Source organism: Saccharothrix texasensis (assembly GCF_003752005.1).
GTDB lineage: Bacteria > Actinomycetota > Actinomycetes > Mycobacteriales > Pseudonocardiaceae > Actinosynnema > Actinosynnema texasense.
In genome coordinates, this window is the sequence record NZ_RJKM01000001.1 from 9,112,534 (window position 1) to 9,135,735 (window position 23,202).

The window sequence follows — 23,202 nt, forward strand, 5'->3', positions numbered from 1 at the left end:
GGCGACTCCAGGCAGGGGTGACCCGCGGCCGGTGTGCCGCCGGCCGCGGATCGTCGACAAACTCTCGGAGAGCGCTCTCCCACAGAGAACTTCACCGCAGTGCCGCCGTCAAGGGAACGGGCGACCGGATCTGACGTGCCCGGTGGCCCGGTTCCGGTCAGGTCCGGGAGCGGCGCATAGGATCGCCCGGTGACGATCACGATTCCCGGTTTCGGCGAACTGACCCCGGTGGACCACACCCCCGAAGGTGTGGCGTGCTGGAACGCGACCGCCGCCGGGACGTCGGTGAGCGTGCTGGTGGAGGAACCGGCCACCACCGACGACCTCGACCTGCCGTTCATCGGCTCGGTCCTGCACGACCGCGAACGGCTGCTCGCCGCCGCCCGGGAAGCCGTGGCCGACCACCTGCGCGACCACCCGGGCTACGAGGCGGACGCCGTGGCCGACCCGGAGTTCACCTTCCACCCCGGCCGGGACTGGCTGGTCCGGTTCGCCGAGTGCCGCGTGCCCGGCTTCACCGAGCTGGGCCTGGTGGTGGTGTTCAACGGCGATGACGTGGTCGGCGTGGACGACCTCGCCGACGTCGACCTCGCGGACGAGACCGACGAGGCCCACGGGACGGACCACTGACGGACCGCTGACGGGGCCGGGGCGCGGTGCCGCGGCCGGGACCGGCGGGCCACTGCGGGCCTTCGGCACGGGTGGGCGCCGGCGCGTGCGACGCGTTGCCAGGTGGCGACGACTGTGCTGTGATCGGTGCGCCGCCGGTGGAAAGCGTTTTCCGCGAAAGGGAGAACCGATGCGCGCACTGCTCCTGGCGAGCCTCCTGATCCTCGGCGCCGCCCAGTCCGCACCGGCCCAGGCCGCACCCGCCCAAGCGGCACCGGCCCAGGCCTCACCCGTCCAGGCGGCGATGGACTACTGGCAGTACATGGCCACCTTCGCGACGGAGGAGGAGTGCGAGGCCGAGGGCGCGAAGATCCCGGAGGGCGTCGACTACTACGCCTGCTGGCCGAGCAAGGGCGCCTGGGACTTCTACTGGGTCTTCCTGACCTGATCGGTGTGCACGAACCGGTCGGGGCGCAGCACGACGACGTCGGTGCGGTGGCGGGCGAACCAGGCGGTCAGCTCGCCGGTGACGTCCACCAGGTCGTCCTCGGTGCGGGGTCGGCCCTCGGCGACCACCCGGAGGAACCGCGCGCGCGGCCCCGACCAGTCCCGCGCCGTGCTCCCGTCCACCCCCGGCCCGAGGACCGCGAAGTCGGGGCCGAGCACGTCGTCGAGCAGCCGCCTGACCCCGCCGACGACCACCTCGGGCTGGGGGAACATGACGCGCCCGTCCGGCAGCGCGGGCAGCGGCTTGAACTCGAAGTGGCGCACCAGGCGGCGCACGCGCGGCACGGCCTGCACGGCGCGCAGCACCACGTCCCGCAGGAAGGCGGCGAACCTGTTGCGCACCAGGAACACCCGGCCGAGCCGGACGCTGGTGAGCGCCATCGCCTCGGTGTGCGGGCGGCGTTCGGCCTCGTAGCTGTCCAGCAGCGACCCGGGAGCGTCCGACTCCAGGGCCAGGGCGAGCTTCCAGGTGAGGTTGGCCGCGTCGCGCAGCCCGCTGCACAGGCCCTGTCCCAGGAACGGCGGCATCTGGTGGGCGGCGTCGCCGAGCAGGAACACCCGCCGGTCGCGCCAGCGCTCGGCGACCAGGTGGTGGAACGTGTAGACGATCGCCCGCGTGACGGTGAAGCGGTCCGGGTCCACGTAGGGCGCGACGAGCCGGGCGACCGCACCGGGACCGGTCATGTCGGCCGGGTCCTCGTCCGGGCGCAGCATGAACTCCAGCCGGTAGGTGTCGAACGCGCCGGGGGAGACGAACGCGGGCCGCCGCCAGTCGCACACGAACGTCGTGGTGGGCACCCGCACCGCGCCGGGGGCGACGTCGCCGGAGACGGCCAGCCACGGCTCGGCGTAGGACGAGCCGGTGAGCGCGATCCCGGCCGCGACCCGGGTGGTGCTGCGGGCCCCGTCGCACCCCAGCACGTACTTCGCCCGCACCTCGGTCTCCTCGTCGGTGGCCAGGTCGCGCAGGGTGACGGTGGCGGCCCCCTCGTCCTGGGTGAGCCGCATCAGCTCGACCCCGGTGCGCAGCGTGACGTGCGGGAACCGGTCGAACCCCGCGCGCAGGGCCGCTTCCAGGCGCGGCTGGTCGAAGAAGTGCAGGGGACGGTGGCCGAGGCCGAAGTCGACCTCGTCCAGGGCGATGGTGGCGAACGCCCGGCCCTTGGCGTTGACGTACTCGGCCCGGCGCGGCTGGTGCATGTCCCCGGCGACCTCGGTCAGCAGACCGGCCTGCTGGTAGATCCGCAGCGCCTCGTCGTCGCAGGAGAACGCGCGTGGCTGCCGGTGGGGCGCGGTGTCGCGTTCGACGACCAGGGTCCGCACGCCCCTGGCGCCGAGCAGGTTGGCGGTGAGCGCCCCGACCGGCCCGCAACCGACCACTACGACGTCGAACTCCATGCGTCCTCCTCCGGTGTCTGGTCACATGCCAGCGGAGAGCTGTTGGAGTTCTGTTGGATCAGCGTGGGAAGCGGGCCCGCACCAGGTCGGCGCCTTGCGCCTCGGCCAGGCGCGCGCCGGCCGCCAGGTCGGCCGGGTCGCCGGTGGCCAGGCCGCGCACGCGGTGCAGCTCGGCGGCGAAGACCCGTTCGCCGACCTGCTCGGCGATGGCGAGACCTTCGTCGGCCAACGCCGCCGCGTCGGCGTGGTGCCCGGTCACCAGGTACGCGTCCGCCATCGCGCCGAGGCTGATCGTGCGGGTCGCGCGCAGGCCGAGCCGGTGGACGCCCTCCCGGGCCGCCCGCATGGCGGTGAGGCGGCTGTCGTCGCCACCGCGCACGGCGGCCCACTCGGCGTAGAAGTCGCCGGTCGTGACGAAGTGCGGCATGTGCTGGCGCCTGCCGATCTCGCGGCAGCGGCGGGCGGCGGCGAGCGCGGCGGCCACGTCGTGCTCCTGCACGGCGGTCCACGCGGCGAACAGCGTGGCGTTGGCCCGCCCGTACGGGTCGTCGGCGCGTTCGGCGAGGGCGTGCGCGGCGGCGAGGTCCGACCGGGCCGCCGCCGCGTCACCGAGCAGGGAGCGCACCAGGGCGCGGAAGTCGTAGGTCGCGAGCGTCGGGGTGCGGCCGGCCCGCCCGACCAGTTCCCGGGGGTCCAGCTCCCGCAACCGGTCGATGGCGGCGGTGAGGTGGCGGTCGGCCTCCACCAGGCGGCCGGTGAAGTAGCCGACCACGCCGAGCAGGTAGTGGCCCGCGGCGCCGATCACGCCGTCGTCGGACGCGAGGCGGCCGGCGAGGTCGGCGGCGATGGCGAACTCGGCGCGGTTGCAGGCCAGCTCGCCGAGCGTCCACAGGGCGTGTCGCACGTCGGCGCCCGGGTCGACGCGGGCGAGCAGCTCGCGGGCGCGGGCGGCGGCCAGGTCGACCGCGTCGCTGCCGATGCCGACGGTGATCTGGAGCAACGACGTGCGGTGCAGCTGCACGGCCAGCTCCCGTTCGGGGGCGGTGAGCAGGGCGGCGGCCCGGTCGAGGTGCGCCAGGGCGTCCTCGTAGGCGAGGCGTCGGGTGGCGTCGTCGGCGGCTTCGAGGGTCCAGCGCAGGTGCTCGTCCTCCCGGCCGCGCGCCCGGTCGTAGTGGTGGGCCAGCTCGGCGGGGGTGAGGACGTGCCGTCCCGCGTCCGCGAGCCGGGCGTGCAGGTCGGCCCGGCGGGTCGGGGCGAGGTCGGCGTAGGCGGCCTCGGCGAACAGCGGGTGCCGGAAGCGCACCACCCCGGCGCCGGGCTCGGCGACCAGGTGGGCGACGTGCGGGGTGAGGCGGACCTCGGTGGTCGTGGCGGCTTCGAGCAGGTCGACGTCCAGGTCCCGGCCGGCGACGCTCAGCACGTCGAGCCAGTCGCGGGTGCGGTCGTCCAGGGCGTGCAGCCGGCGGCGGACGGTGTCGCGCACGCTCGGCGGCGGCGCGCCGGTCGGCTCGGCGGAGGTGAGCAGCTCGGTGATGAAGAACGGGTTGCCGCCGGTGCGGGTGAGGAGGTCTCGCACCAGGTCGGCCGGTGCGGGTGCGCCGGTGTGCTCCCGGACGAGGTCGGCGACCGCGTCGGCGTCCAGGCCGGCCGGGCGGAGCTGTCGGCAGCCGGGGCTGCGGGCCAGGTCGGCGAGCGCGGCGACGAGGGCGGGGTCGTGCTCGTAGGGGCGCAGGGTCGCGACGACCAGCGCGCGGGACGTGCGCACGGTGGTGGCCAGGTAGCGCAGCAGGAGCAGGGAGTCGGCGTCGGCGGCGTGCAGGTCGTCCAGCACCAGGACGAGGCCGCGGGCGCGGGCGGTCGCGTGCACGAGAGCGGAGACCGCGTCGTACGTGCGGAACCGGGCGGTGGGGTCGATGTCGGCGCCGGTGGCCGGGCCCGTGCCGAAGCCCGCCAGCGCCGGGTCCGCCTCCTCGTCGCCCGCCGGCGCCAGGGCGCGCACGACCTGGGTCCAGAGCCAGAACGGCGGCGCTTGACCGAGGTCGGGGCAGCGGCCCCACGCGACCGGGACGCCGGCGTCGGCGGCGCGGCGGGCGAGGGCGTCGGCCAGGGTGGTCTTGCCGATGCCCGCTTCGCCGACGATCGCCGCGAACCGGCCCCCGTCGCGGCCCGACGCCGCGAGGAGGTCGGTGAGCAGGGACAGCTCGGCGGTGCGGCCGACCAAGGTGGCGTGCGGGCCGCCCGCGGCGCGGCCGGGACCGGCGGTGCGACCGGGTCCGCGGGTGCGGGTGGCCGCGCCCGCCTTCCCGCCCACCGGTGGCACGGTGTGGGCCAGGACCCGGCGGTGCAGGTCGCGCAGCGCTTCGCCCGGCTCCACGCCGTGCTCGTCGGCCAGGAGGCGGCGGCCCTCGTCGTAGACCGCCAGCGCGTCGGTCTGCCGGCCCGCCCGGTAGAGCGCGAGCATCAGCTGCGCACGGGCGTTCTCCCGCTCCGGGTGCGCGGCCACGAACTGGCGCAGGTCGGGCAGCACGGCCTGGTGCCGGCCGGCGGCGACGGCGGCGGTGAAGCGGCCTTCGCCCGCCTCGGCACGCGCCTCGGCGAGGCGGGTCGCGTCCGGTCGGACGGCGGCGAGGTCGGTGGTCAACCCGCCGCGCCAGAGGGCGAGCGCGTCGGCGAAGTGGCGTTCGGCCGCTTCCCACTCGCCGTCGGCCAGCGCCCGCGCGCCGTGCCCGGCGAGCGCGGTGAAGCGGACGGCGTCCACGGTGTCCGGTGGCGCGCTCAGCTCGTAGCCGCCGGTGTGGCCGCGCAACAGCTCGGCGGGCGCACGACGTCCCCGTTCCGGTTCCAGCGCACGGCGCAGCACGGCCACGTAGGAGCGGAGGGTGATGTGCGCGCCCGCCGGCGGCCGCCCGTCCCACAGCGCGTCGACCAGCCACCCGGCGCTGACGACCCGGTTGGCGCGCAGCACCAGCAGCGTCAGCAGGTCGCGCTGCCGGGGCCCGCCCAGCGCCAGCGGCTCGCCGTCGCGCTCCACCCGCAACGGCCCCAGGACCCCGAACCGCACGGCGCCGAACACCAGCAGAGGGTAACCGCGACGGGACAGCCGTTCGGGCGGGCACGACAATGTGGACATGACGACTCCTCAGGTCGCCCGGCCCTCGATCCTCACCGTGGACGACGACCCGGGCGTGTCCCGGTCCGTGGCGCGCGACCTGCGCCGCAAGTACGGCCGGGACTACCGGATCGTGCGGGCCGAGTCCGGGGCCCAGGCGCTCGACGCGGTGCGCGAGATCAAGCTGCGCGGGGAGGAGGTGGCCGTGCTGCTGGCCGACTACCGGATGCCCGGGATGAGCGGCATCGAGTTCCTGGAGGCCGCGATGGACCTCTTCCCCGCGGCCCGGCGGGTGCTGCTGACCGCCTACGCCGACACCGACGCGGCCATCCGCGCGATCAACGTCGTCGACCTCGACCACTACCTGCTCAAACCGTGGGACCCGCCGGAGGAGAAGCTGTACCCGGTGCTGGACGACCTGCTCGGCGCCTGGCAGGCGGCCGACCGCCGCCCGGCCCGGCAGGTCCGGGTGATCGGGCACCGGTGGTCCTCGCGGTCCTACGAGGTGCGCGACTTCCTCGCCCGCAACTCCGTCCCGTTCCGCTGGCACGCGCTGGACGACGGCGACACCGAAGCCGGGAGGCTGCTCACCGCGTGCGGCGAGGACGGCGTGCGGCTGCCCGTGGTCATCACCGCGGCCGGTGAGACGCTGGTCGAGCCGTCGGACGCCGAGCTGGCCGACCGGGTCGGCCTGACCACGCGACCCTCCGCCGACTTCTACGACCTGATCGTGGTCGGCGGCGGTCCGGCCGGGCTGGGCGCGGCCGTCTACGGCGGTTCGGAAGGACTGCGCACGGTGCTGGTCGAGCGGCGCGCCACCGGCGGTCAGGCGGGCACCAGCAGCCGGATCGAGAACTACCTCGGCTTCCCCGACGGGGTGTCCGGCGAGCAGCTCACCGACCGCGCCCGCCGGCAGGCGCTGAAGTTCGACGTCGAGGTGCTGACCGCGTGCGACGTGGTGGGCCTGGAGGCGCGCGGCTCGGCCCGCGTGGTCCGGCTGGACGACGGCACCGAACTGGCCGCGCACACCGTCATCCTCGCCACCGGCGTGTCCTACCGGGTGCTCGACGCGCCCGGTCTCGGCGCGCTGACCGGCCGGGGCGTGTTCTACGGCGCGGCCACCACCGAGGGGCCGAGCTGCGCGGGCCAGGACGTCTACCTCGTCGGCGGCGCGAACTCGGCGGGCCAGGCGGCGCTCTACTTCGCCGCGCACGCCCGCCGGGTGGTGCTGGTCGTGCGCGGCGACTCGTTGGCCCGGTCCATGTCGCACTACCTGGTCGAGCAGCTCGCCCGGGTCGACAACGTCGAGGTGCGCACGTGCACGGAGGTCGTCGGCGGCACGGGGGAGGAGCACCTGGAGTCGGTGACGCTGCGGCACACCAAGACCGGCGAGACGACGACCGTGCCCGCGTCGTGGCTCTTCGCGTTCATCGGCGCCGCGCCGCACACGGACTGGCTCGCGGGCACACTGGCCCGTGACGAGCGCGGGTTCGTGCTCTCCGGACCGGACCTGGTCACCGACGGGCGGCTGCCCGAGGGTTGGGACCTCGACCGGCCGCCCTACCACCTGGAGACCAGCCTGCCGGGCGTGTTCGTCGCCGGCGACGTGCGGGCGGACTCGGTGAAGCGGGTCGCGTCGGCGGTCGGCGACGGCGCGATGGCCGTGTCGCTGGTGCACCGCTACCTGGAGAGGTCGTGATGGAGAACCTGACGGTCGACGACCTGCGCGGCCTGTTCCTGTTCGAGCACCTGTCGGAGGACCAGCTGGCGTGGCTCGTGGCGCACGGCCAGGTGGAGACGCACCCGGCGGGCGCCCAGGTGCTGCGCGAGGGCCAGGCGGCGACGTGCTTCTTCGTGCTGCTGGACGGCGTGGTGGCGCTCAGCCGCGTCATCGGCGGGCAGCGCGTGGAGACCAACCGCACCGACCACCGCGGCGCGTACTTCGGGGCCACCCAGGCGTACCTGGGCTCCGACGTGGAGGCGAAGACGGTCTACCAGATGACCGCCGACGCGGTGACCGACGTGCGGCTCTACCAGCTGCCCGCGCACGACTTCGGCGCGATGTTCCGCTCGTGGTTCCCGATGGCCATGCACCTGCTGGAAGGCCTGTTCTTCGGCATGCGCAACACCGAGCGGATCGTCAGCCAGCGGGAACGGCTGCTCGCGCTCGGGTCGCTGTCGGCCGGGCTGACCCACGAGCTGAACAACCCGGCCGCGGCGGCGGTGCGGGCCACCGGCGCGTTGCGCGAACGGGTCGCCGGGATGCGGCACAAGCTGGCGCTGCTGGCGAGCGGCTCGATCGACCCGGCCACCCTGCCGGTGCTGGTGGAGCTGCAGGAGAGCGCGGTCGAGCAGGTGGCGAAGGCACCGAAGCTCGGCCCGATGGAGACCTCCGACCTGGAGGACGAGGTCGCCGACTGGCTGGACGCGCACGGCGTGTCGGGTGGCTGGGACCTGGCGCCGGTGCTGGTCGCGGGCGGGCTGGACGTGCAGTGGCTGGACCGGGCGGCGGCGCTGTGCCCGCAGACCGCCACCGAGGCCGCCGTGCGCTGGCTGGCCTACACGGTGGAGACCGAGACGTTGATGAACGAGATCGAGGACGCCACCACCAGGGTGTCCGCGCTGGTGGGCGCGGCCAAGCAGTACTCGCAGGTCGACCGGGCGCCCTTCCAGGTGGTCGACGTGCACGAACTGCTCGACTCCACGCTCGTCATGCTCGGCGGCAAGCTCGGCGACGGCGTGCGCGTGGTCAAGGACTACGACCGCTCGCTGCCGCCGCTGCCCGCCTACCCGGCCGAGCTCAACCAGGTGTGGACGAACCTGGTCGACAACGCGGTGGCCGCCATGGCCGGCGAGGGCACGCTGACCGTGCGCACCTACCGCGCCGGCGAGGACGTCGTGGTGGAGGTCGGCGACACCGGCTCGGGCATCCCGGACGCGGTGAAGAGGCGCATCTTCGAGCCGTTCTTCACCACCAAGGCGGTGGGCGAGGGCACGGGGCTGGGCCTGGACATCTCGTGGCGGATCGTGGTGGACCGCCACCACGGCGACATCCGGGTGGAGTCCGAGCCCGGCGACACCCGCTTCCGCGTCCACCTGCCGATGACGGCGCCGGCCACCGGGAACGGCGCCGGGGACTAGCGGGCCCGGGTCGTGTCCCGGTGAAGGCGACGGCCGAGGAGATCGCACACTCCCCGCCATTATCAACATATAGCCCATCGGGGGTCTTGTGGCAAGACCCCCGTCATGCCGCAGAATCTCCGGCCGAAGCCCACAACCTGCGAAAACAAGGTATCGGTAGAACGCTGTGACAACAGGTGGACCAGACCGGGAACCGCCGGTGCGAACGAGGAGCGGACAAGGCTTGACGGGCACGACGGAAGGTGTGGGGATGGGCGGCTACGTGCTCGACTTCGACGAGGTCGACCAGCGGCAGGTCGCCGTCGTGGGCGGCAAGGGGGCGCACCTGGGCGAGCTCTCGCGGATCGAGGGCGTCAGCGTGCCGCCCGGGTTCTGCGTGACGACGGACGCCTTCCGGCGGATCGTGGCCGAGGCGCCGTCGCTCGGCGACCTGCTCGACGGGGTGTCCCACCTGAACCCGGAGGACCGGGAGGCGATCCGCGGGCGCAGCGCGGAGATCCGGCGAACCCTGGAAGGGGTCGCCGTCCCGGACGACGTGGCGGCGGCGATCACCGGCGCCCTCGCCCGGCTCGGCGAGGGCGCCGCCTGCGCCGTCCGGTCGAGCGCGACCGCGGAGGACCTGCCGGGCGCCTCCTTCGCGGGCCAGCAGGACACGTACCTCAACGTCGTGGGACCGGAGGCGGTCCTCCGGCACGTCAGCCGGTGCTGGGCCTCGCTGTTCACCGAGCGGGCCGTGACCTACCGGCTGCGCAACGGCTTCGACCACCGCAAGGTCCACATGGCCGTGGTCGTGCAGCGGATGGTCTTCCCGCACGCGTCCGGGGTCCTGTTCACGGCCGACCCGGTCACGTCCGACCGGAAGGTCGCCGCCGTGGAGGCCACCTTCGGCCTCGGCGAGGCCCTGGTCTCCGGCCTGGTGAACGCGGACTCCTACCAGGTCCGCGACGACGAGGTCGTGGCCAAGGCCGTCGCCGCCAAGAAGCTCGCCCTGCACGCCTCCCCGGGCGGCGGGACGCGGGAAGAGGCGATCGAGCCCGCGGGGCAGGAGCAGCCGGCGCTGACGGACGAGCAGGTCGTGCGGCTCGTGCGGCTCGGCCGGCGGATCGAAGCGCACTTCGGCCGTCCCCAGGACATCGAGTGGTGCCTGGTCGACGACGCCTTCCAGGTCGTCCAGAGCCGGCCGATCACCACGCTGTTCCCCGTCCCCGAGACCGGCGACGAGGAGAACCACGTCTACGTCTCCGTGGGCCACCAGCAGATGATGACCGACGCCATGAAGCCACTCGGGCTCTCCGTGTGGCAGATGACGACCCCGCGGCCCATGGCCGAAGCAGGTGGGAGGTTGTTCGTCGACGTCACCCCGCTGCTCGCCTCGCCGGTCAACCGCGTCGGCTTCCTGGCGGTCGTGGGCAAGTCCGACCCGCTGATCGGCGACGCGCTGCAGACCGTCCTCGACCGCGACGGCTTCCTCCCGTCGCTCCCGGACGACGCTCCCCGCCAGGCGGTCCCCGGCGCCGAGCCGGTCACGATCGAGGCCGATCCGGCGCTCGTCGCCGAGCTGGTCGAGAACGGCGCGGCGTCCGTCGCCGCGGCGGCGCGCGACATCCGGGGCAAGTCCGGCGTGGAGCTGCTGGACTTCATCACCGCGGACGTCCAGGAGCTGAGGCGGCTGCTGTTCGACCCGCGCGGCATCCAGCCGATCATGGCGGCGATGCAGGCCACGTGGTGGCTCAACGAGCGGCTGCACGAGTGGTTGGGCGAGAAGAACGCGGCCGACACGCTCTCGCAGTCCGTGCCCCACAACGTCACCTCGGAGATGGGGCTCGCGCTCCTCGACGTCGCGGACGCGATCCGCCCGCACCCGGAGGTCGTCGCGTTCCTGCGCGACGCGGCGGACCGGGCCGACGAGGACTTCCTCGACCGGCTGGTCGACCTCGACGGCGGACGGGAGGCGCGCGACGCCATCCAGGCCTACCTGGACGAGTACGGCATGCGCTGCGTCGGCGAGATCGACATCTCCAGGCCGCGGTGGAGCGAACGGCCCGCCATGCTCCTGCCCCTGCTGCTGTCCACGGTGAAGAACCTCGAACCGGGCGCCGGGGTGCGGCGCTTCGAGCAAGGGCGGCAGGAGGCGTGGCAGAAGGAGCAGGAGGTGCTGGAGCGACTGCGGGCGCTGCCGGACGGTGAGCCGAAGGCCGAGGAGACCAAGCGGAAGATCGACCTCGTCCGCACGTTCGCCGGGTACCGCGAGTACCCGAAGTACGGCATGATCAGCCGCTACTTCGTGTACAAGCGGGCGTTGCTGGCCGAGGCCGACCGCCTGGTGCGGGCCGGTGTGCTGCGGGAGCGGGAAGACGTCTACTTCCTGCGGTTCGAGGAACTCCGGGAAGTCGTGCGGGCGAACCGGGTCGACGACGACCTCCTCCGCCGGCGCAAGGACGCGTTCCGGTCGTACGAAGCGCTCACGCCGCCGCGGGTGCTCACCTCGGACGGCGAGACCCTCAGCGGCGCGTACCGGCGCGACGACCTGCCCGACGGCGCGCTGGTCGGCCTGGCCGTCTCCGCCGGGACCGTCGAAGGGCGGGCCCGGGTCATCCTGGACATGGCGCAGGCCGACGTCGAACCGGGCGACATCCTGGTCACCGCGCACACGGACCCCAGTTGGTCGCCCCTGTTCGTGGCGATCGCCGGCCTGGTGACGGAGGTCGGCGGCCTGATGACGCACGGCGCGGTGATCGCGCGGGAGTACGGCCTGCCCGCCGTGGTCGGGGTGGAACGCGCCACGCAGCTGATCGAGGACGGGCAGCGGATCCGGGTGAACGGAACCGACGGGCACATCGAGATCCTGCCCGCGATCTGAGCGTCCGCGAATCGGCCGAACACGCCGTTCGGCCGATTCGCGGACGTGATCTCCTGGCCCGGTCCGCAGGGGTGCACGGCTCCGGGTCAGTGGCGAGGTTTGGTCAAGCCGAGCTGGACCACGTCCAGGTAGCCCGACCGGAAGCCGGCTTCGCAGTAGGCGAGGTAGAACTCCCACATGCGGCGGAAGGTGTCGTCGAAGCCCGTCGCGGCGACCTGCGGCCAGTTGTCGAGGAAGCGGGTGCGCCAGTGGCGGAGGGTGCGGGCGTAGTCGGGGCCGAGTGAGCGGCTTCGGGCGACGCCGAGCGCGGTGTGCCGTCGGACGGCGTCCTGGATCGCGGGGACGGAGAGCAGTTGGCCGCCGGGGAAGACGTACTTGTGGATCCAGGTGTGCGAGTGCCGCGTGGCCAGGAGCCGGTCGTGGGGCATGGTGATGGCTTGGAGCCCCACCCGGCCGCCCGGTTCGAGCACGCGGTCGAGCGTCCGGAAGTAGGCGGGCCAGTAGTCGGCGCCCACGGCTTCGACCATCTCCACGGACACCACGGCGTCGTAGCTGCCGTGGGCTTCGCGGTAGTCGCGCAGCAGCACCTGCACGCGGTCGGCGACCCCGGCCCGGGCGATGCGTTGCTCGGCCAGGTGCTTCTGCTCGGCGGAGAGGGTGAGCGTGGTGACGCGCGCGCCTCGCTCGGCCGCGCGGATGGCCAACGCGCCCCAGCCGGTGCCGATCTCCAGCAGGCGCGTGCCGGCGCGGACGTCGGCCAGGTCGAGCACGCCGTCGACCTTGCGCAGCTGGGCGGCGTGCAGGTCGTCGTCGCCGGGGGAGAACCAGGCCGAGGAGTAGGTCATCGACTCGTCGAGGAACGCGGCGAACAGGTCGTTGGACAGGTCGTAGTGGCGGTGCACGTTGGCCCGCGCCCCCTCGGCGGTGTTGCGCTCGTGCGCGGGGTGGCGGGCGTCGACCCAACGGCGGAACACCTGCAGCGGCCGGGGCACCAGGTCGGCCATGCGGGCGGCGAACGGGGTCAGCAGGGCGGCGGGGTCGTTGCTGGTCCAGTCGCCGGCCATGTACGCCTCGCCGAACCCGATCTTGGCGTCGGCGCCGAGCCGGCGGTGGAACGCGCCCGGTCGCACGATCCGCATCACGGGCGAGTCCGGGCCGCCCGCGCCGAGGCGCTCGCCGCCGGGCAGGGCCACCCGCACGGGCAGGGACTTCACGGCGTGCCGGAACACCAGGCGGGCCGCGGTGGCGCGCGCGGAGGAGCACCGGGGCTCGACCGGTCCCGGTCGGCGCCGGGCCGGGTGGCCGGCCGCCGCGGTGTCCGGCTGTCGGGTGGGCGAGGTGGTCATCGGACACCTTCCTGTGCGTCGTGGGGGCTGCGGGGGACGACGGGCAGCCGGCGCAGCCACAGGGCGATGCCGTGCCGGCGGATCAGCGCGCTGACCCGGTGGGTCGGCAGCGGGTCGCGCAGCAGCAGGCGCAGCAGCGTCCACGGCGTGGCGGGTCGGCGCGCTCCGGTCAGGGAGGCGCTGAATGGCGTCCGCGGGCCCTGGCGCAGGCTGATCGCCACGGACAGCCGCTCGGCGGGTCGCGGCAGCCGCATCACGTACCGGCCCTCGACGGTGAGGAACGGGGAGACGTAGAACGCCTTGTCCGCCTCCGCGTGCCCGTCGCGGTCGGGGCGCAGCAGGTAGCAGTGGCGCTCGCCGTTGGTGTTGTGCACCTCCGCCACGACGCAGACCGGCTCGTCGTCCGGGTCGTGGCACCAGTACACGGTGATCGGGTTGAACACGTGGCCGAACGCGCGGGCGTTGGTCAGCATCAGCACGCGTCCGCCACGCAGGTCCACGCCCCGCCCGGCGAGCCAGGCGTCGAGGTTGTCCCGGATGCCGCGGTCCGGGCTGCCCAGGTGGTCGCCCGCGCGGAACCGCGCCGCCGGGCGCAGCCACCACGGCACGGCAGGCAGCCGGTCCAGGTCGACCAGCCACAGGTGGGTGCGGTGCCGGAACGACCGGCGCACCGGGTGGCGGCGCGTGTGGGCGATCACGGCGTCGTACAGCGCCGGCGCGGTCACCAGTCGACGCCGAGTGCCGAGGCGGCCCGGACGCCGGAGGCGCAGCCGTCCTCGTGGAAGCCCCAGCCGTGGTAGGCGCCCGCGAACGCGGTCGGCCCGGCGTTCAACCCGGGCAGGCGGCGCTGCGCGGCCACCGACTCCGGCGTGTACACCGGGTGCTCGTAGCGCATCCGGGCGATCACCGACGACTCCGCGATCCGGTCGGTGGCGTTGAGGGTCACCACGTAGTCCTGCGGTTCGGCCAGCCGCATGAGCCGGTTCAGGTCGTAGCTGACCAGCACCGGGCCGTCGTCGGAGCCGCAGTGGGATTTGAGGTAGTTCCAGGAGGCGCGGGCGCGGGGTGTGCGGGGCAGCACGGACGGGTCGGTGTGCAGCCAGGTGTCGTTGCGCGAGTAGCGGAACGCGCCCAGCACCTCGCGCTCGTCGTCGGTCGGGTCGGCCAGCAGGGCCAGCGCCTGGTCGGGGTGCGTGGCGACGACGACCTTGTCGACCCGGTGGACCTCGTCGCCGTCGTCCCGCACGTCCACGCCCGAGCCGGTGCGCGTGACCGCCCGCACCGGGGTGGACAGGTGCACGGCGGTCAGCTGCTTGGCCGCGCGGTCCACGTAGGCGCGGGAGCCGCCCACCACCGTCCTCCACCGCGGCGAGCCGGTCACCGAGAGCATGCCGTGGTTGTGCAGGAACTCGAACAGGTACCGGGCCGGGTAGCGCAGGCTGGTCACCTGGTCGGCCGACCACACCGCCGACACCACGGGCGCCACGAAGTGGTCCACGAAGAACCGGGTGTACCCGCCGATGGCCAGGAACGCGCCGAGCGTGACGCCGTCGGCCGCCGGGTCGGCCAGCACGCGCCGGGCGTGCCGGTGGAACCGGCCGACCTCGGCGAGCATGCGCAGGTACGGCGCGCGCGTCGCGTTCGAGGGCTGGGCGAACAGCCCGCCGAAGCCCTTGGCGCCCGCGTACTCCAGGCCGCAGCCCTCGCAGCGCACGCTCATCGACATCTCCGTGCCCCTGGTGCGCACGTCCAGCTCGGCGAACAAGCGCAGCAGGGTGGGGTAGGTGCGTTCGTTGTGGACGATGAAGCCGCTGTCGAGGGCGACGGTGCCGCCGTCCTCGGCCACCACGTCATGGGTGTGCGCGTGCCCGCCCAAGCGCGGCCCGGCTTCGAACAGGAGCACGTCGTAGCGGCGTTGCAGCAGGTAGGCGGCGGTCAGGCCGGCCACTCCCGCGCCGATCACGGCGACGCGCTGCGGTCTGGACGTCATCGGGTTCCTCGGGGCAGGGCGACGGAGAGCCCGTGCGGGGCAGGGGCGGCCATCGCGTCGGCGATCAGGGGGTCGGTGGCCGCGGGATCCACCGCGCCGCGCGCGAACCGGCGGACCAGCCCGCTCCAGTCGGCGTGACGGCGCAGCATCGTGTGGCCGCTGTCGTGCACGACGAACCGGCAGGTCGTCGGGTTGACCTCGCGCAGGCGCATCGCGTACCGGTAGGACGCCCGCGGGTCGGTCCACCGGTCGACGTCGCCGTGCGCCAGCACGACGGCACGTCCCCGGAGGTGGTCGACCGGTTCACCGGGTTCGAGCCACGGCGCCAACGCGCACACGGCGGCGACGGCGGGGTCGTCGGCGACCCGGAGGGCGGTGCGGGCGCCCATCGAGTGGCCGACCAGGACGACGCGCGTCCCGGGCAGCCGCTCGCGCAACCGCGCCAGCGCCCACCGGGCGTCGCGGACCGGGTCGCGGTCGGGTTCGTTCCACCCCCGGTACCGGTAGCGCACGAGCCACACGGCCGGACCCACCCGGCCGAGGTCGCGGGCGAACGGCACCATCCGCCGGTACGACAGGTTGGCGCGGCTCGCGGGTTCACGGCTGCGGGCGCGGCCACCCGGCAGCACCAGCACGGCGGCGCTGGCCGAGGTCGTCGGCTCCCACCTGCGGATCAAGGGCAGGTCGGCGGCGGGGCGGAGTGGGGACACGACCTCCATTCGGCGTGCGCGCCCCGACAGATGGCTCTTGTGACGGGCATCACTTTTTCGGGCCGCGACCGACCCGCGGGCCCGTCGGCCGCGAACCACGGGAGACCGACCGAGGAAAAGGGGACGATGTGCGGGACGGGAAGACGGGGCACGCCCCGGCGCTGGCCGAGGTCGTCGAGCGGGTGCTGGGCGCCGAGCTGCCGGTGGGGCTGCGGGCCTGGGACGGCAGCGAGGCCGGCCCGTCCGGCGGTCCGCGGGTGGTGCTGCGCTCGCGCCGAGCCCTGCGCCGCCTGCTGTGGAACCCGGACGAGCTCGGACTGGCCCGCGCCTACGTCTCCGGCGACCTCGACGTCGAGGGTGACCTCACGACCGGCCTGCGCCGGTTCTGGGGCCTGGCCGGAGCCGGCGGGGCGCGTCGGCGGCTCTCCGTCCCCGACCGAGTCTCGCTGCTGCGGACCGCCGCCCGGCTCGGCGTCCTGGGCCCCCGGCCGCGACCACCGGTCGAAGAGGCCAGGCTGGCCGGTGGCCTGCACACCCGCCGCCGCGACCGCGCCGCCATCGCCCACCACTACGACCTGGGCAACGAGTTCTACGAACTGCTCCTCGACCCCACCATGGCCTACTCCTGCGCGTACTGGCCCGACGGCGAACCCGGCTACGACCTGGCCGACGCGCAGCGCGACAAGCTGGAGCTGATCTGCCGCAAGCTGGCCCTGCGCCCGGGCACGCGCCTGCTGGACGTCGGGTGCGGGTGGGGCTCGCTGCTGCTGCACGCCGCCCGGCACCACGGCGTCCGGGCCACCGGGGTGACGCTGTCGAGCCGGCAGCACGCCCACGTCAGCCGCCGGATCGACGAGCTGGGCCTGCGGGACACCGTCGACGTCCGGTTGCGGGACTACCGGGAGATCCCCGACGAGCCCTTCGACGCCGTGGCGTCCGTCGAGATGGGCGAGCACGTCGGCGAGGAGAACTACCCGGTGTACGCCTCGACCCTGCACCGGCTGCTGCGCCCCGGCGGCCGGCTGCTCCTGCAGCAGATGTCCCGGGGCTCCACCGCGCCCGGCGGCGGCGCGTTCATCGAGTCCTACGTGGCGCCCGACATGACCATGCGACCGCTCAGCCGCACGTTGACGCACCTGGAGCACGCCGGACTGGAGATCAGGGACGTCCACGCCCTGCGCGAGCACTACGTGCGCACGGTCCGGGAGTGGGCGGCCACCCTGGAACGGCGGTGGGACGAGGTCGTCGCGCTGGTCGGCGAGGGCCAGGCGAGGGTGTGGCGGCTGTACCTGGCCGGTGGCGCGCTGGCCTTCGAGGACAACCGCATGGGCGTGGACCAGATCCTCGCCGTGCGCCCGACGACCGATGGCGCGAGCGGGATGCCGTGGGACCGCGGCGACGTGCCGGCGGCGGACCGCGTCGCGTCGGAGGGGTGAGCCGTGACCTGGTCCGACCTGCCCGCCGGACTGCCCGCCAACCTCGCCGTCAGCGCCGGCGTGGTGGCGCTGCTGCTGGTGGTCACCTTCACCGCCTCGGTGCTCAGGGACCGGCACGACACCCTCGACGTCGCCTGGGGCCTCGGGTTCGCGCTGGTCGCGGGCACGACGTTCGTGCTGTCCGACGGCGAGGGCGCCACCGCGACCCGGCTGCTCGTCACGGCGTTGACGGTGGTGTGGGGCGTGCGCCTGGCTGTCCACATCGCGCTGCGGGGCCGAGGCGAGCCGGAGGACCACCGCTACGCCGAGATGCGGAGCCGGGCCAAGGGCAACCCGCACCTGCACGTGCTGGTGCGCGCCTACCTGGCACAAGGCGTGGTGATGTGGGTCGTCTCGCTGCCCGTCCAGGTCGCCCAGCACGGTCCCCCCGCGCACCCCGGGCTGATCGCGGCCGGGATCGCGCTGTGGGCGGTGGGCGTGCTGTTCGAGGCGGTCGGCGACGGGCAGCTGCGGCGGTTCCGGGCCGATCCGGCCAACCGCGGCCGGGTCCTCGACCGGGGGTTGTGGCGCTACACGCGGCACCCGAACTACTTCGGTGACGCCTGCGTGTGGTGGGGGCTGTTCCTGCTCGCCTGCTCGTCCTGGTACGGCGTGGCGGCCGTCGTGTCACCGGTGGCGATGACGTTCCTGCTCGCCAAGGGCACCGGCAAACCGATGCTCGAAGCGCACCTGCGCGGTCGTCGGCCCGGCTACGCCGACTACGTGGAGCGCACCAGCGGCTTCCTGCCCCTGCCTCCCCGCAGGGGAACGCCGTGATCTGCGCTCCGGGCGATCCGAGGAGACGATCGGCGACGGATGCCCGTCCAGGACGGGTCGATCGGGAGGAACACGATGACAGGGCGTGAGCGCAAGCTCCAGGCCGTGTCCACCACCGGCGACGGTGACGCGGACGGCGTCTCGGCCGAGGAGCTGCTGTGCCTGGTGGCGCGAGGTGACGACCGGGCGTTCGAGCGGCTGTACGACGTGGTGGCGGGCAAGGTGCTGAGCCTGGTCCGGCGGGTCCTGCGCGACCACGCCCAGTCCGAGGAGGTCACGCAGGAGGTGCTGGTGGAGGTGTGGCGCACCGCCGCCCGCTACGACCCGGAGCGGGGCAGCGCGATGGCGTGGGTGATGACGATGGCGCACCGCCGCGCCGTGGACCGGGTCCGCTCCGCGCAGTCCGCGACCCGGAGGGAGGACCTCGCCGCCCGGCGCGACGTGGAGACGCCCTTCGACGCGGTCAGCGAGCAGGTCGCCTCGCGGATCGAGCGGCGGCAGGTGCAGCGGTGCCTGACGATGCTGACCGAGCTGCAGCGGGAGTCGATCCTGCTGGGCTACTTCCAGGGCTACACCTACCCGGAGACGGCCTCCGTGCTGGGCATCCCGCTGGGCACGGTGAAGACCAGGATGCGCGACGGACTGATCAGACTCCGAGACTGCCTGGGGGTGACCCGATGACCGAAGACACCACGCGCGCCGAAGCCCACACGCTGATCGGCGCCTACGTGCTCGACGCCGTCTCCGACACCGAGCGCCGCCTCTTCGAGGAACACCTCGCGAGCTGCTCGAACTGCGCGCAGGACACCGCCGAACTGCTGGAGACCACCGCGCTGCTGGCCGCCTCGGCCGCGGTCGAGCCTCCCGCGCACCTCCGTGAGCGGGTGTTGGTGGCCGTCGCCGACACCCGCCAACTCCCGCCCGAGACCGAGACCGGGGTCCGCGTTCCCGTCCGGACGGGAACGGAGCCGCCCCGGGTGGAACCGGGGCGCGGAACCCCGGGCCGGGTCGTGTGGTTGCGGAGGGCGGCCACGCTCGCCGCCGCCGCCGGCATCGCGGTCGCGGTCACGCTGGGCGTCCAGGCCGTGGACACCAACCGTCGCCTGGAGCAGGACCTCCAGGCGCTGGAACAGGTCAACGCCGACAGCAGTCGGATGGCCGAGCTGCTGTCCGCGCCGGACGCCAAGCTCGTCCGGGGTGACGTGACCGGTGGCGGCACCGGCACCGTCGTGGCGTCGTCCGCCAAGGGCCAGGTGCTGTTCCTCGGTCAGGGCCTGGCGCGACTGCCCGAGGACCGCACGTACCAGCTGTGGTTGATCGGCGCCGGAGGTCCGCGTCCCGCCGGTCTGCTCACGTCCTCGGCCGGGTCGGCCGAACCCCTGCTGGCGAGCGGTTTCACCGGCCGGGAAGCAGTGGGCCTGACCGTGGAGCCGCGTGGCGGGTCGCCCCAACCCACCACGCCGACCGTGGTGGTCCTGCCGCTGGTCTGAGATACCGGTCGACGAAGGCAATCCGCCGGACCGTCCGCTGCGAACAACTGGTGTGAACGCAACCACTCGCAGGCAGAGAACCGATCCCGGTGCGCCGCGGCTGCCGCTCTGGGCGGCGGCCGCGGCGGGCGTCGTCGCGGTGGGGGCGGCGTTGGCCGCCGGTCACCTCGTGGCCGCGCTCATCGACCCGTTCGCCTCGCCGTTCCTGGCCGTGGGCAACACCGCGATCGACCTGACACCCCACCCGGTGAAGGACTTCGCGATCCGCGTGTTCGGTGAGGACGACAAGCTCGTCCTGCTGGCGGGCATGGCGTTCGTCATCGCCGGCGCGGCCGTCGTGGCGGGCCTGCTGTCCCGCCGCAGCGCGCTGCCGGGGACGGTCCTGGCCGCCGCGCTCGGCGCGGTCGGCATCGCGGCCGTGCTCGCCCGCCCCACGCTGGGGGCGACCGCCATGCTCGCGCCGGCGACCAGCCTGGTCGTCGGCGTCGTGGTCTTCCGGTGGCTGCACCGGCTCGCCCGCCGTGCCCCCGCGGACGCGACGCCCGCCCTTGAGGACACTGTGGACGGTCGGGTCCGGCGTCCGCTGGACTGGTCGGTGCCGGGGCTGGGACGCCGCCGCTTCCTGATCACCTCCACGGCCGTCGCCGCCGCCGCGGGTGCGACCGCCGCCGCGGGCCAGTTCATCGGCGGCCGCGTCGACGTGGAAGCGTCCCGTCGGGCCATCCGGCTCACCCCGGGCGAGGTCGCGCCGCCGATACCGGAGGGCGCGAACTTCGCCGGTTCCGGCACACCCCCCTTCATCACGCCCAACGCCGACTTCTACCGGGTGGACACCGCGTTGACGGTGCCCCGGATGCGGGCGCAGGACTGGCGGATGCGCGTGCACGGCATGGTCGACCGCGAACTCGTGCTCACCTACGACGACCTGGTGAACAGGCCGCTGGTGGAGCGGACGATCAGCCTCTGCTGCGTGTCCAACGAAGTCGGCGGGCCCTACATCTCCACCACCGACTTCATCGGCGTGTCGTTGCGGGACATCCTCGTGGAGGCAGGGGTCCGGCCCGGCTCCGACCAGCTCGCGACCCGCAGCGTCGACGGCTGGACCTGCGGCACACCGGTCGAGGACATCATGAAACCCGACAGCGGCGCGCTGCTGGCCATCGGCATGAACGGCGAACCGCTCCCCGCCGAGCACGGTTTCCCGGTGCGCATGGTCGTGCCCGGGCTGTACGGCTTCGTCTCGGCCACCAAGTGGCTCGTCGACGCCGAGCTCACCACCTTCGCCGACTTCGACGCGTACTGGGTCAAGCGCGACTGGGCGCGCCGCGCGCCGATCAAGACCATGTCCCGCGTGGACCGGCCCAAGGCCTTCGAGCAGGTGCCCGCCGGGAAGTTCACCGCCGCCGGGGTGGCCTGGGCGCAGCACCGGGGCATCGACGGGGTCGAGGTCCGCGTCGACGGCGGCCCCTGGCAGGCCGCGACCCTGAGCCGGGAGGTCAACGTCGACACCTGGCGGATGTGGCGCGCCGAACTCGACCTGCCCGCGGGGTCGCACACGCTGGAAGTGCGGGCCACCGACCGGACCGGTCACACGCAGACGAGTGAGCGGGCCGAACCGATCCCGGACGGCGCCGCCGGCTGGCACACGATCGTGTTCACCGCCCGGCCGTGACCAGCCCGGACGCCGCAGGCCCGGGAACTCCCGCGATTTTTCCCCGGATCGACCAATCCGACGCCCCACCGGCGCCGAACCACTTGTGACAGGCCGGGAAGAACCACCCCCCGGCGACCGTCCTCAAAGGAGTGACCTCTCATGCGCAGCACCCGGCTCGCGTCCGCGATCGGCGTTGTCACCGCGGCCCTGATCGCCCTGACCGCCTGCGGCAGCGGCGACCAAGCGGCCTCCGACACCACCACCTCGGACGCCGCGACGACCACGACCACCACGACCACCGCCATGGCGATGAGCGACGGCGTCACGAAGACCGGCGACGTGTTCGGCGCCGCGTGCGCCAACCTGCCGAAGGGCACCGAGGGCTCCCTCGACGGCATGGTCGACGACCCGGTGGCCACCGCCGCGAGCAACAACCCGCTGCTCACCAAGCTCGTGGCCGCCGTCAAGGCCGCCGACCTCGTCGACACGCTCAACAAGGCCGACGCCAAGTACACCGTCTTCGCGCCGTACGACCCCGCCTTCGACGCCCTCGGCGCGGACACGCTCAACGCCGTGCTGGCCGACAAGGCCAAGCTGACCGGCATCCTGACCTACCACGTGGTGCCGCAGCGGATGGACAAGGACGGCATCCTGTCCTCGGCGAACCTGCCCACCGTGCAGGGCGGGGCGCTCAAGGTCGAAGGCTCCGGCGACAACGTCACGGTCAACGGCGCCAAGGTCCTGTGCGGCAACATCCCGACCGCCAACGCCACCGTGTTCGTCATCGACAAGGTACTGATGCCCGCCTCCTGACCCCAGGAGACCCGGTCCCGCGCCGAGGGTGATCGCGGCCACTGCCCCGTGGCCGCGATCACCCTCGGCGCGGTGGTCTCGCCGGGGGAGCGGGCGATCAAGCCGGTCGCCGCCGAGGTGATTCGTTCGGCCCTGCGCGGGTACACCTCGTGTGGTCCGGCGTACGTGGCAGGAGGGGCGGAGCGGATGGTCATGCTCTACGAGGGAGAAGCCGGTGCTGGACCATCGGCTCTGGACCTCACCGACGAGACCCCGCCGTTGGTGGGGATCCGCCGGTGGGTGGGCGAGGTGCTGTCCGGTCTGTCCGACGACGAGTTGGAGGACTGCCTGCTGATCGTCACCGAGCTGGTGTCCAACGCCTACGACCACGGTGAAGCGCCCCGTCGGGTGCGGCTGCGCAGGTCGTCGCAACCGAGCGTCGTGCGGATTGAGGTCGACGACGCGGCGGACGACGAGGTGGTCCTGGGGCGCTCGCGGTTCGGCTCGGACCGGGGGCGGGGGATGATGCTCGTCGAGCACTGCAGCACCCGCTGGGCGGTCGACCGCCACGAGCACGGCAAGACGGTGTGGGCGGAGATCGACTGCGGGGCGGGAGAAAGCACCCGGTCCTGAGGACCGGGCCCAGGACCGGGCTGGATCGGCGCGGGGTCAGCGTGGCAGGACCGCCGCCACGGCGTCGTGGACCGTGGGGCGGACGACGACCGCCCCGTCCAGACCGGTCAGCCCGAGGGGGAGCAGCACGGCGCGATGGCCGGCCGCGACCGCCAGGACCGTGCCGGACTGCCGGGAGCGGACGATCGCGTCGGCCAGCGCCTGCAACCCCGTGGAGCCCATGAAGGTCACGCCGCTCAGGTCGAGGACCAGCCCCGGGGGTCGTTGGTCGAGCTGGTCGGACAGGCCGGTGCGGAGCGGCTGGATGGTCGTGGAGTCCAACTCGCCGCACACCGCGAGGACGGGCACACCGCGGTAGCTGGTGGCTTCGACGGTCACGATGTCGTTCTTGCTGCTCGTGTCGAGCATGAGGGCGCCTCTCGTCGAGGTACGAGGCAGGCAAATCGAGCTGCTGCTCAACCCGTGTCGTCGACTGTGGAAGACCGATGACGGTTCACCTGACCCCTACGCTACGTGTCCGCCGGCGCTTCCGCACGGTCGATTTCGCCGACCGCCGCTCCGCTGCCCGTGCCACCGCCGAGCCCGGTCGCGGCGCCGGTGATCCGTTCGTGGCCGGACGAGCGGCTGGTCAGGACCCTTTGTCAACTTGGTTATGATCGACGAACGCGCTGCTGGGCGACCGGTGCCGGAAGAACCCGCGCGCGGCCGGTC

The 23,202-nt window shown here is 73.7% G+C and carries 19 protein-coding genes; 12 read left to right on the top strand and 7 right to left on the bottom strand.

The genetic code is table 11. From position 1 onward, the window contains the following. Positions 1-189 precede the first annotated feature (189 nt). Together EDD40_RS40610 and EDD40_RS42980 are read left to right on the top strand one after the other, a co-directional pair. Positions 190-630 (top strand): hypothetical protein, encoded by a 441-nt coding sequence (locus EDD40_RS40610; protein WP_123747584.1) that lies wholly within the window; start codon positions 190-192, stop codon positions 628-630. A gap of 169 nt (positions 631-799) precedes the next feature. Beyond that, entirely contained in the window at positions 800-1,057 is a 258-nt protein-coding gene (locus tag EDD40_RS42980; RefSeq protein ID WP_211348366.1) for a hypothetical protein, read from the top strand. Here EDD40_RS42980 and EDD40_RS40620 read toward each other — a convergent pair. Next, positions 1,036-2,514 (bottom strand): bifunctional 3-(3-hydroxy-phenyl)propionate/3-hydroxycinnamic acid hydroxylase, encoded by a 1,479-nt coding sequence (locus tag EDD40_RS40620; protein WP_123747585.1) that lies wholly within the window; start codon positions 2,512-2,514, stop codon positions 1,036-1,038. The genes EDD40_RS42980 and EDD40_RS40620 overlap by 22 nt on opposite strands. A gap of 58 nt (positions 2,515-2,572) precedes the next feature. Continuing rightward, the gene (locus EDD40_RS40625; RefSeq protein WP_211348367.1) at positions 2,573-5,644 is read right to left on the bottom strand and encodes an ATP-binding protein; all 3,072 of its coding nucleotides are present in this window, start codon (positions 5,642-5,644) and stop codon (positions 2,573-2,575) included. On the opposite strand from EDD40_RS40625, the gene EDD40_RS40630 reads away from it, so the two are divergent. The 3 genes from EDD40_RS40630 to rph all read left to right on the top strand — a co-directional run bounded on the left by EDD40_RS40630 (position 5,643) and on the right by rph (position 11,624). Continuing rightward, positions 5,643-7,322, top strand: a complete 1,680-nt coding sequence (locus tag EDD40_RS40630) for an NAD(P)/FAD-dependent oxidoreductase (protein WP_123748659.1) — start codon at positions 5,643-5,645, stop codon at positions 7,320-7,322. The two genes, EDD40_RS40625 and EDD40_RS40630, sit on opposite strands and share 2 nt — an antisense overlap. Next, positions 7,322-8,764: an ATP-binding protein gene (locus EDD40_RS40635; RefSeq protein WP_123747586.1), complete on the top strand. Its 1,443-nt coding sequence runs from the start codon at positions 7,322-7,324 to the stop codon at positions 8,762-8,764. The genes EDD40_RS40630 and EDD40_RS40635 overlap by 1 nt, the downstream gene beginning before the upstream one ends. 250 nt (positions 8,765-9,014) lie before the next feature. After that, positions 9,015-11,624: a rifamycin-inactivating phosphotransferase gene (rph, locus tag EDD40_RS40640; RefSeq protein ID WP_123747587.1), complete on the top strand. Its 2,610-nt coding sequence runs from the start codon at positions 9,015-9,017 to the stop codon at positions 11,622-11,624. Between the two features lie 86 nt (positions 11,625-11,710). Here the strand turns inward: rph and EDD40_RS40645 are convergent, their stop codons facing one another. The 4 genes from EDD40_RS40645 to EDD40_RS40660 are packed head-to-tail and all read right to left on the bottom strand — an operon-like array spanning position 11,711 to position 15,679. Beyond that, a complete protein-coding gene (locus tag EDD40_RS40645) occupies positions 11,711-12,970 on the bottom strand; it encodes an SAM-dependent methyltransferase (RefSeq protein ID WP_123747588.1) in 1,260 nt (419 codons plus the stop codon). After that, complete coding sequence (locus tag EDD40_RS40650; protein ID WP_123747589.1) at positions 12,967-13,695, bottom strand: DUF1365 domain-containing protein; 729 nt, start codon at positions 13,693-13,695, stop codon at positions 12,967-12,969. The genes EDD40_RS40645 and EDD40_RS40650 overlap by 4 nt, the downstream gene beginning before the upstream one ends. After that, the gene (locus tag EDD40_RS40655; RefSeq protein ID WP_123747590.1) at positions 13,692-14,960 is read right to left on the bottom strand and encodes an NAD(P)/FAD-dependent oxidoreductase; all 1,269 of its coding nucleotides are present in this window, start codon (positions 14,958-14,960) and stop codon (positions 13,692-13,694) included. Before EDD40_RS40655 ends, EDD40_RS40650 begins: the two co-directional genes overlap by 4 nt. Next, positions 14,957-15,679 carry an alpha/beta hydrolase gene (locus EDD40_RS40660; protein WP_123747591.1) on the bottom strand — a complete coding sequence of 241 codons (723 nt, stop codon included), beginning with the start codon at positions 15,677-15,679 and terminating at the stop codon, positions 14,957-14,959. Before EDD40_RS40660 ends, EDD40_RS40655 begins: the two co-directional genes overlap by 4 nt. A 119-nt stretch (positions 15,680-15,798) precedes the next feature. On the opposite strand from EDD40_RS40660, the gene EDD40_RS40665 reads away from it, so the two are divergent. From EDD40_RS40665 to EDD40_RS40695, 7 genes are all read left to right on the top strand, one after another. Continuing rightward, positions 15,799-17,106 (top strand): SAM-dependent methyltransferase, encoded by a 1,308-nt coding sequence (locus EDD40_RS40665; protein WP_246038258.1) that lies wholly within the window; start codon positions 15,799-15,801, stop codon positions 17,104-17,106. Between the two features lie 3 nt (positions 17,107-17,109). Further along, entirely contained in the window at positions 17,110-17,922 is an 813-nt protein-coding gene (locus EDD40_RS40670) for a DUF1295 domain-containing protein (protein WP_246038260.1), read from the top strand. A gap of 75 nt (positions 17,923-17,997) precedes the next feature. Next, positions 17,998-18,603, top strand: coding sequence for an ECF RNA polymerase sigma factor SigK (sigK, locus tag EDD40_RS40675; RefSeq protein ID WP_123748662.1), 606 nt, complete (start codon positions 17,998-18,000; stop codon positions 18,601-18,603). Next, entirely contained in the window at positions 18,600-19,412 is an 813-nt protein-coding gene (locus EDD40_RS40680; protein WP_123747592.1) for an anti-sigma factor, read from the top strand. The genes sigK and EDD40_RS40680 overlap by 4 nt, the downstream gene beginning before the upstream one ends. 52 nt (positions 19,413-19,464) lie before the next feature. Beyond that, positions 19,465-21,084, top strand: a complete 1,620-nt coding sequence (locus EDD40_RS40685) for a molybdopterin-dependent oxidoreductase (protein WP_246038261.1) — start codon at positions 19,465-19,467, stop codon at positions 21,082-21,084. A gap of 141 nt (positions 21,085-21,225) precedes the next feature. Further along, positions 21,226-21,879, top strand: a complete 654-nt coding sequence (locus EDD40_RS40690; protein ID WP_123747593.1) for a fasciclin domain-containing protein — start codon at positions 21,226-21,228, stop codon at positions 21,877-21,879. 48 nt (positions 21,880-21,927) lie between these two features. Then, positions 21,928-22,491, top strand: coding sequence for an ATP-binding protein (locus EDD40_RS40695; RefSeq protein ID WP_123747594.1), 564 nt, complete (start codon positions 21,928-21,930; stop codon positions 22,489-22,491). A gap of 36 nt (positions 22,492-22,527) precedes the next feature. On the opposite strand, the gene EDD40_RS40700 is transcribed toward EDD40_RS40695, so the two are convergent. Continuing rightward, positions 22,528-22,899 carry an STAS domain-containing protein gene (locus tag EDD40_RS40700; RefSeq protein WP_123747595.1) on the bottom strand — a complete coding sequence of 124 codons (372 nt, stop codon included), beginning with the start codon at positions 22,897-22,899 and terminating at the stop codon, positions 22,528-22,530. Positions 22,900-23,202 lie beyond the last annotated feature (303 nt).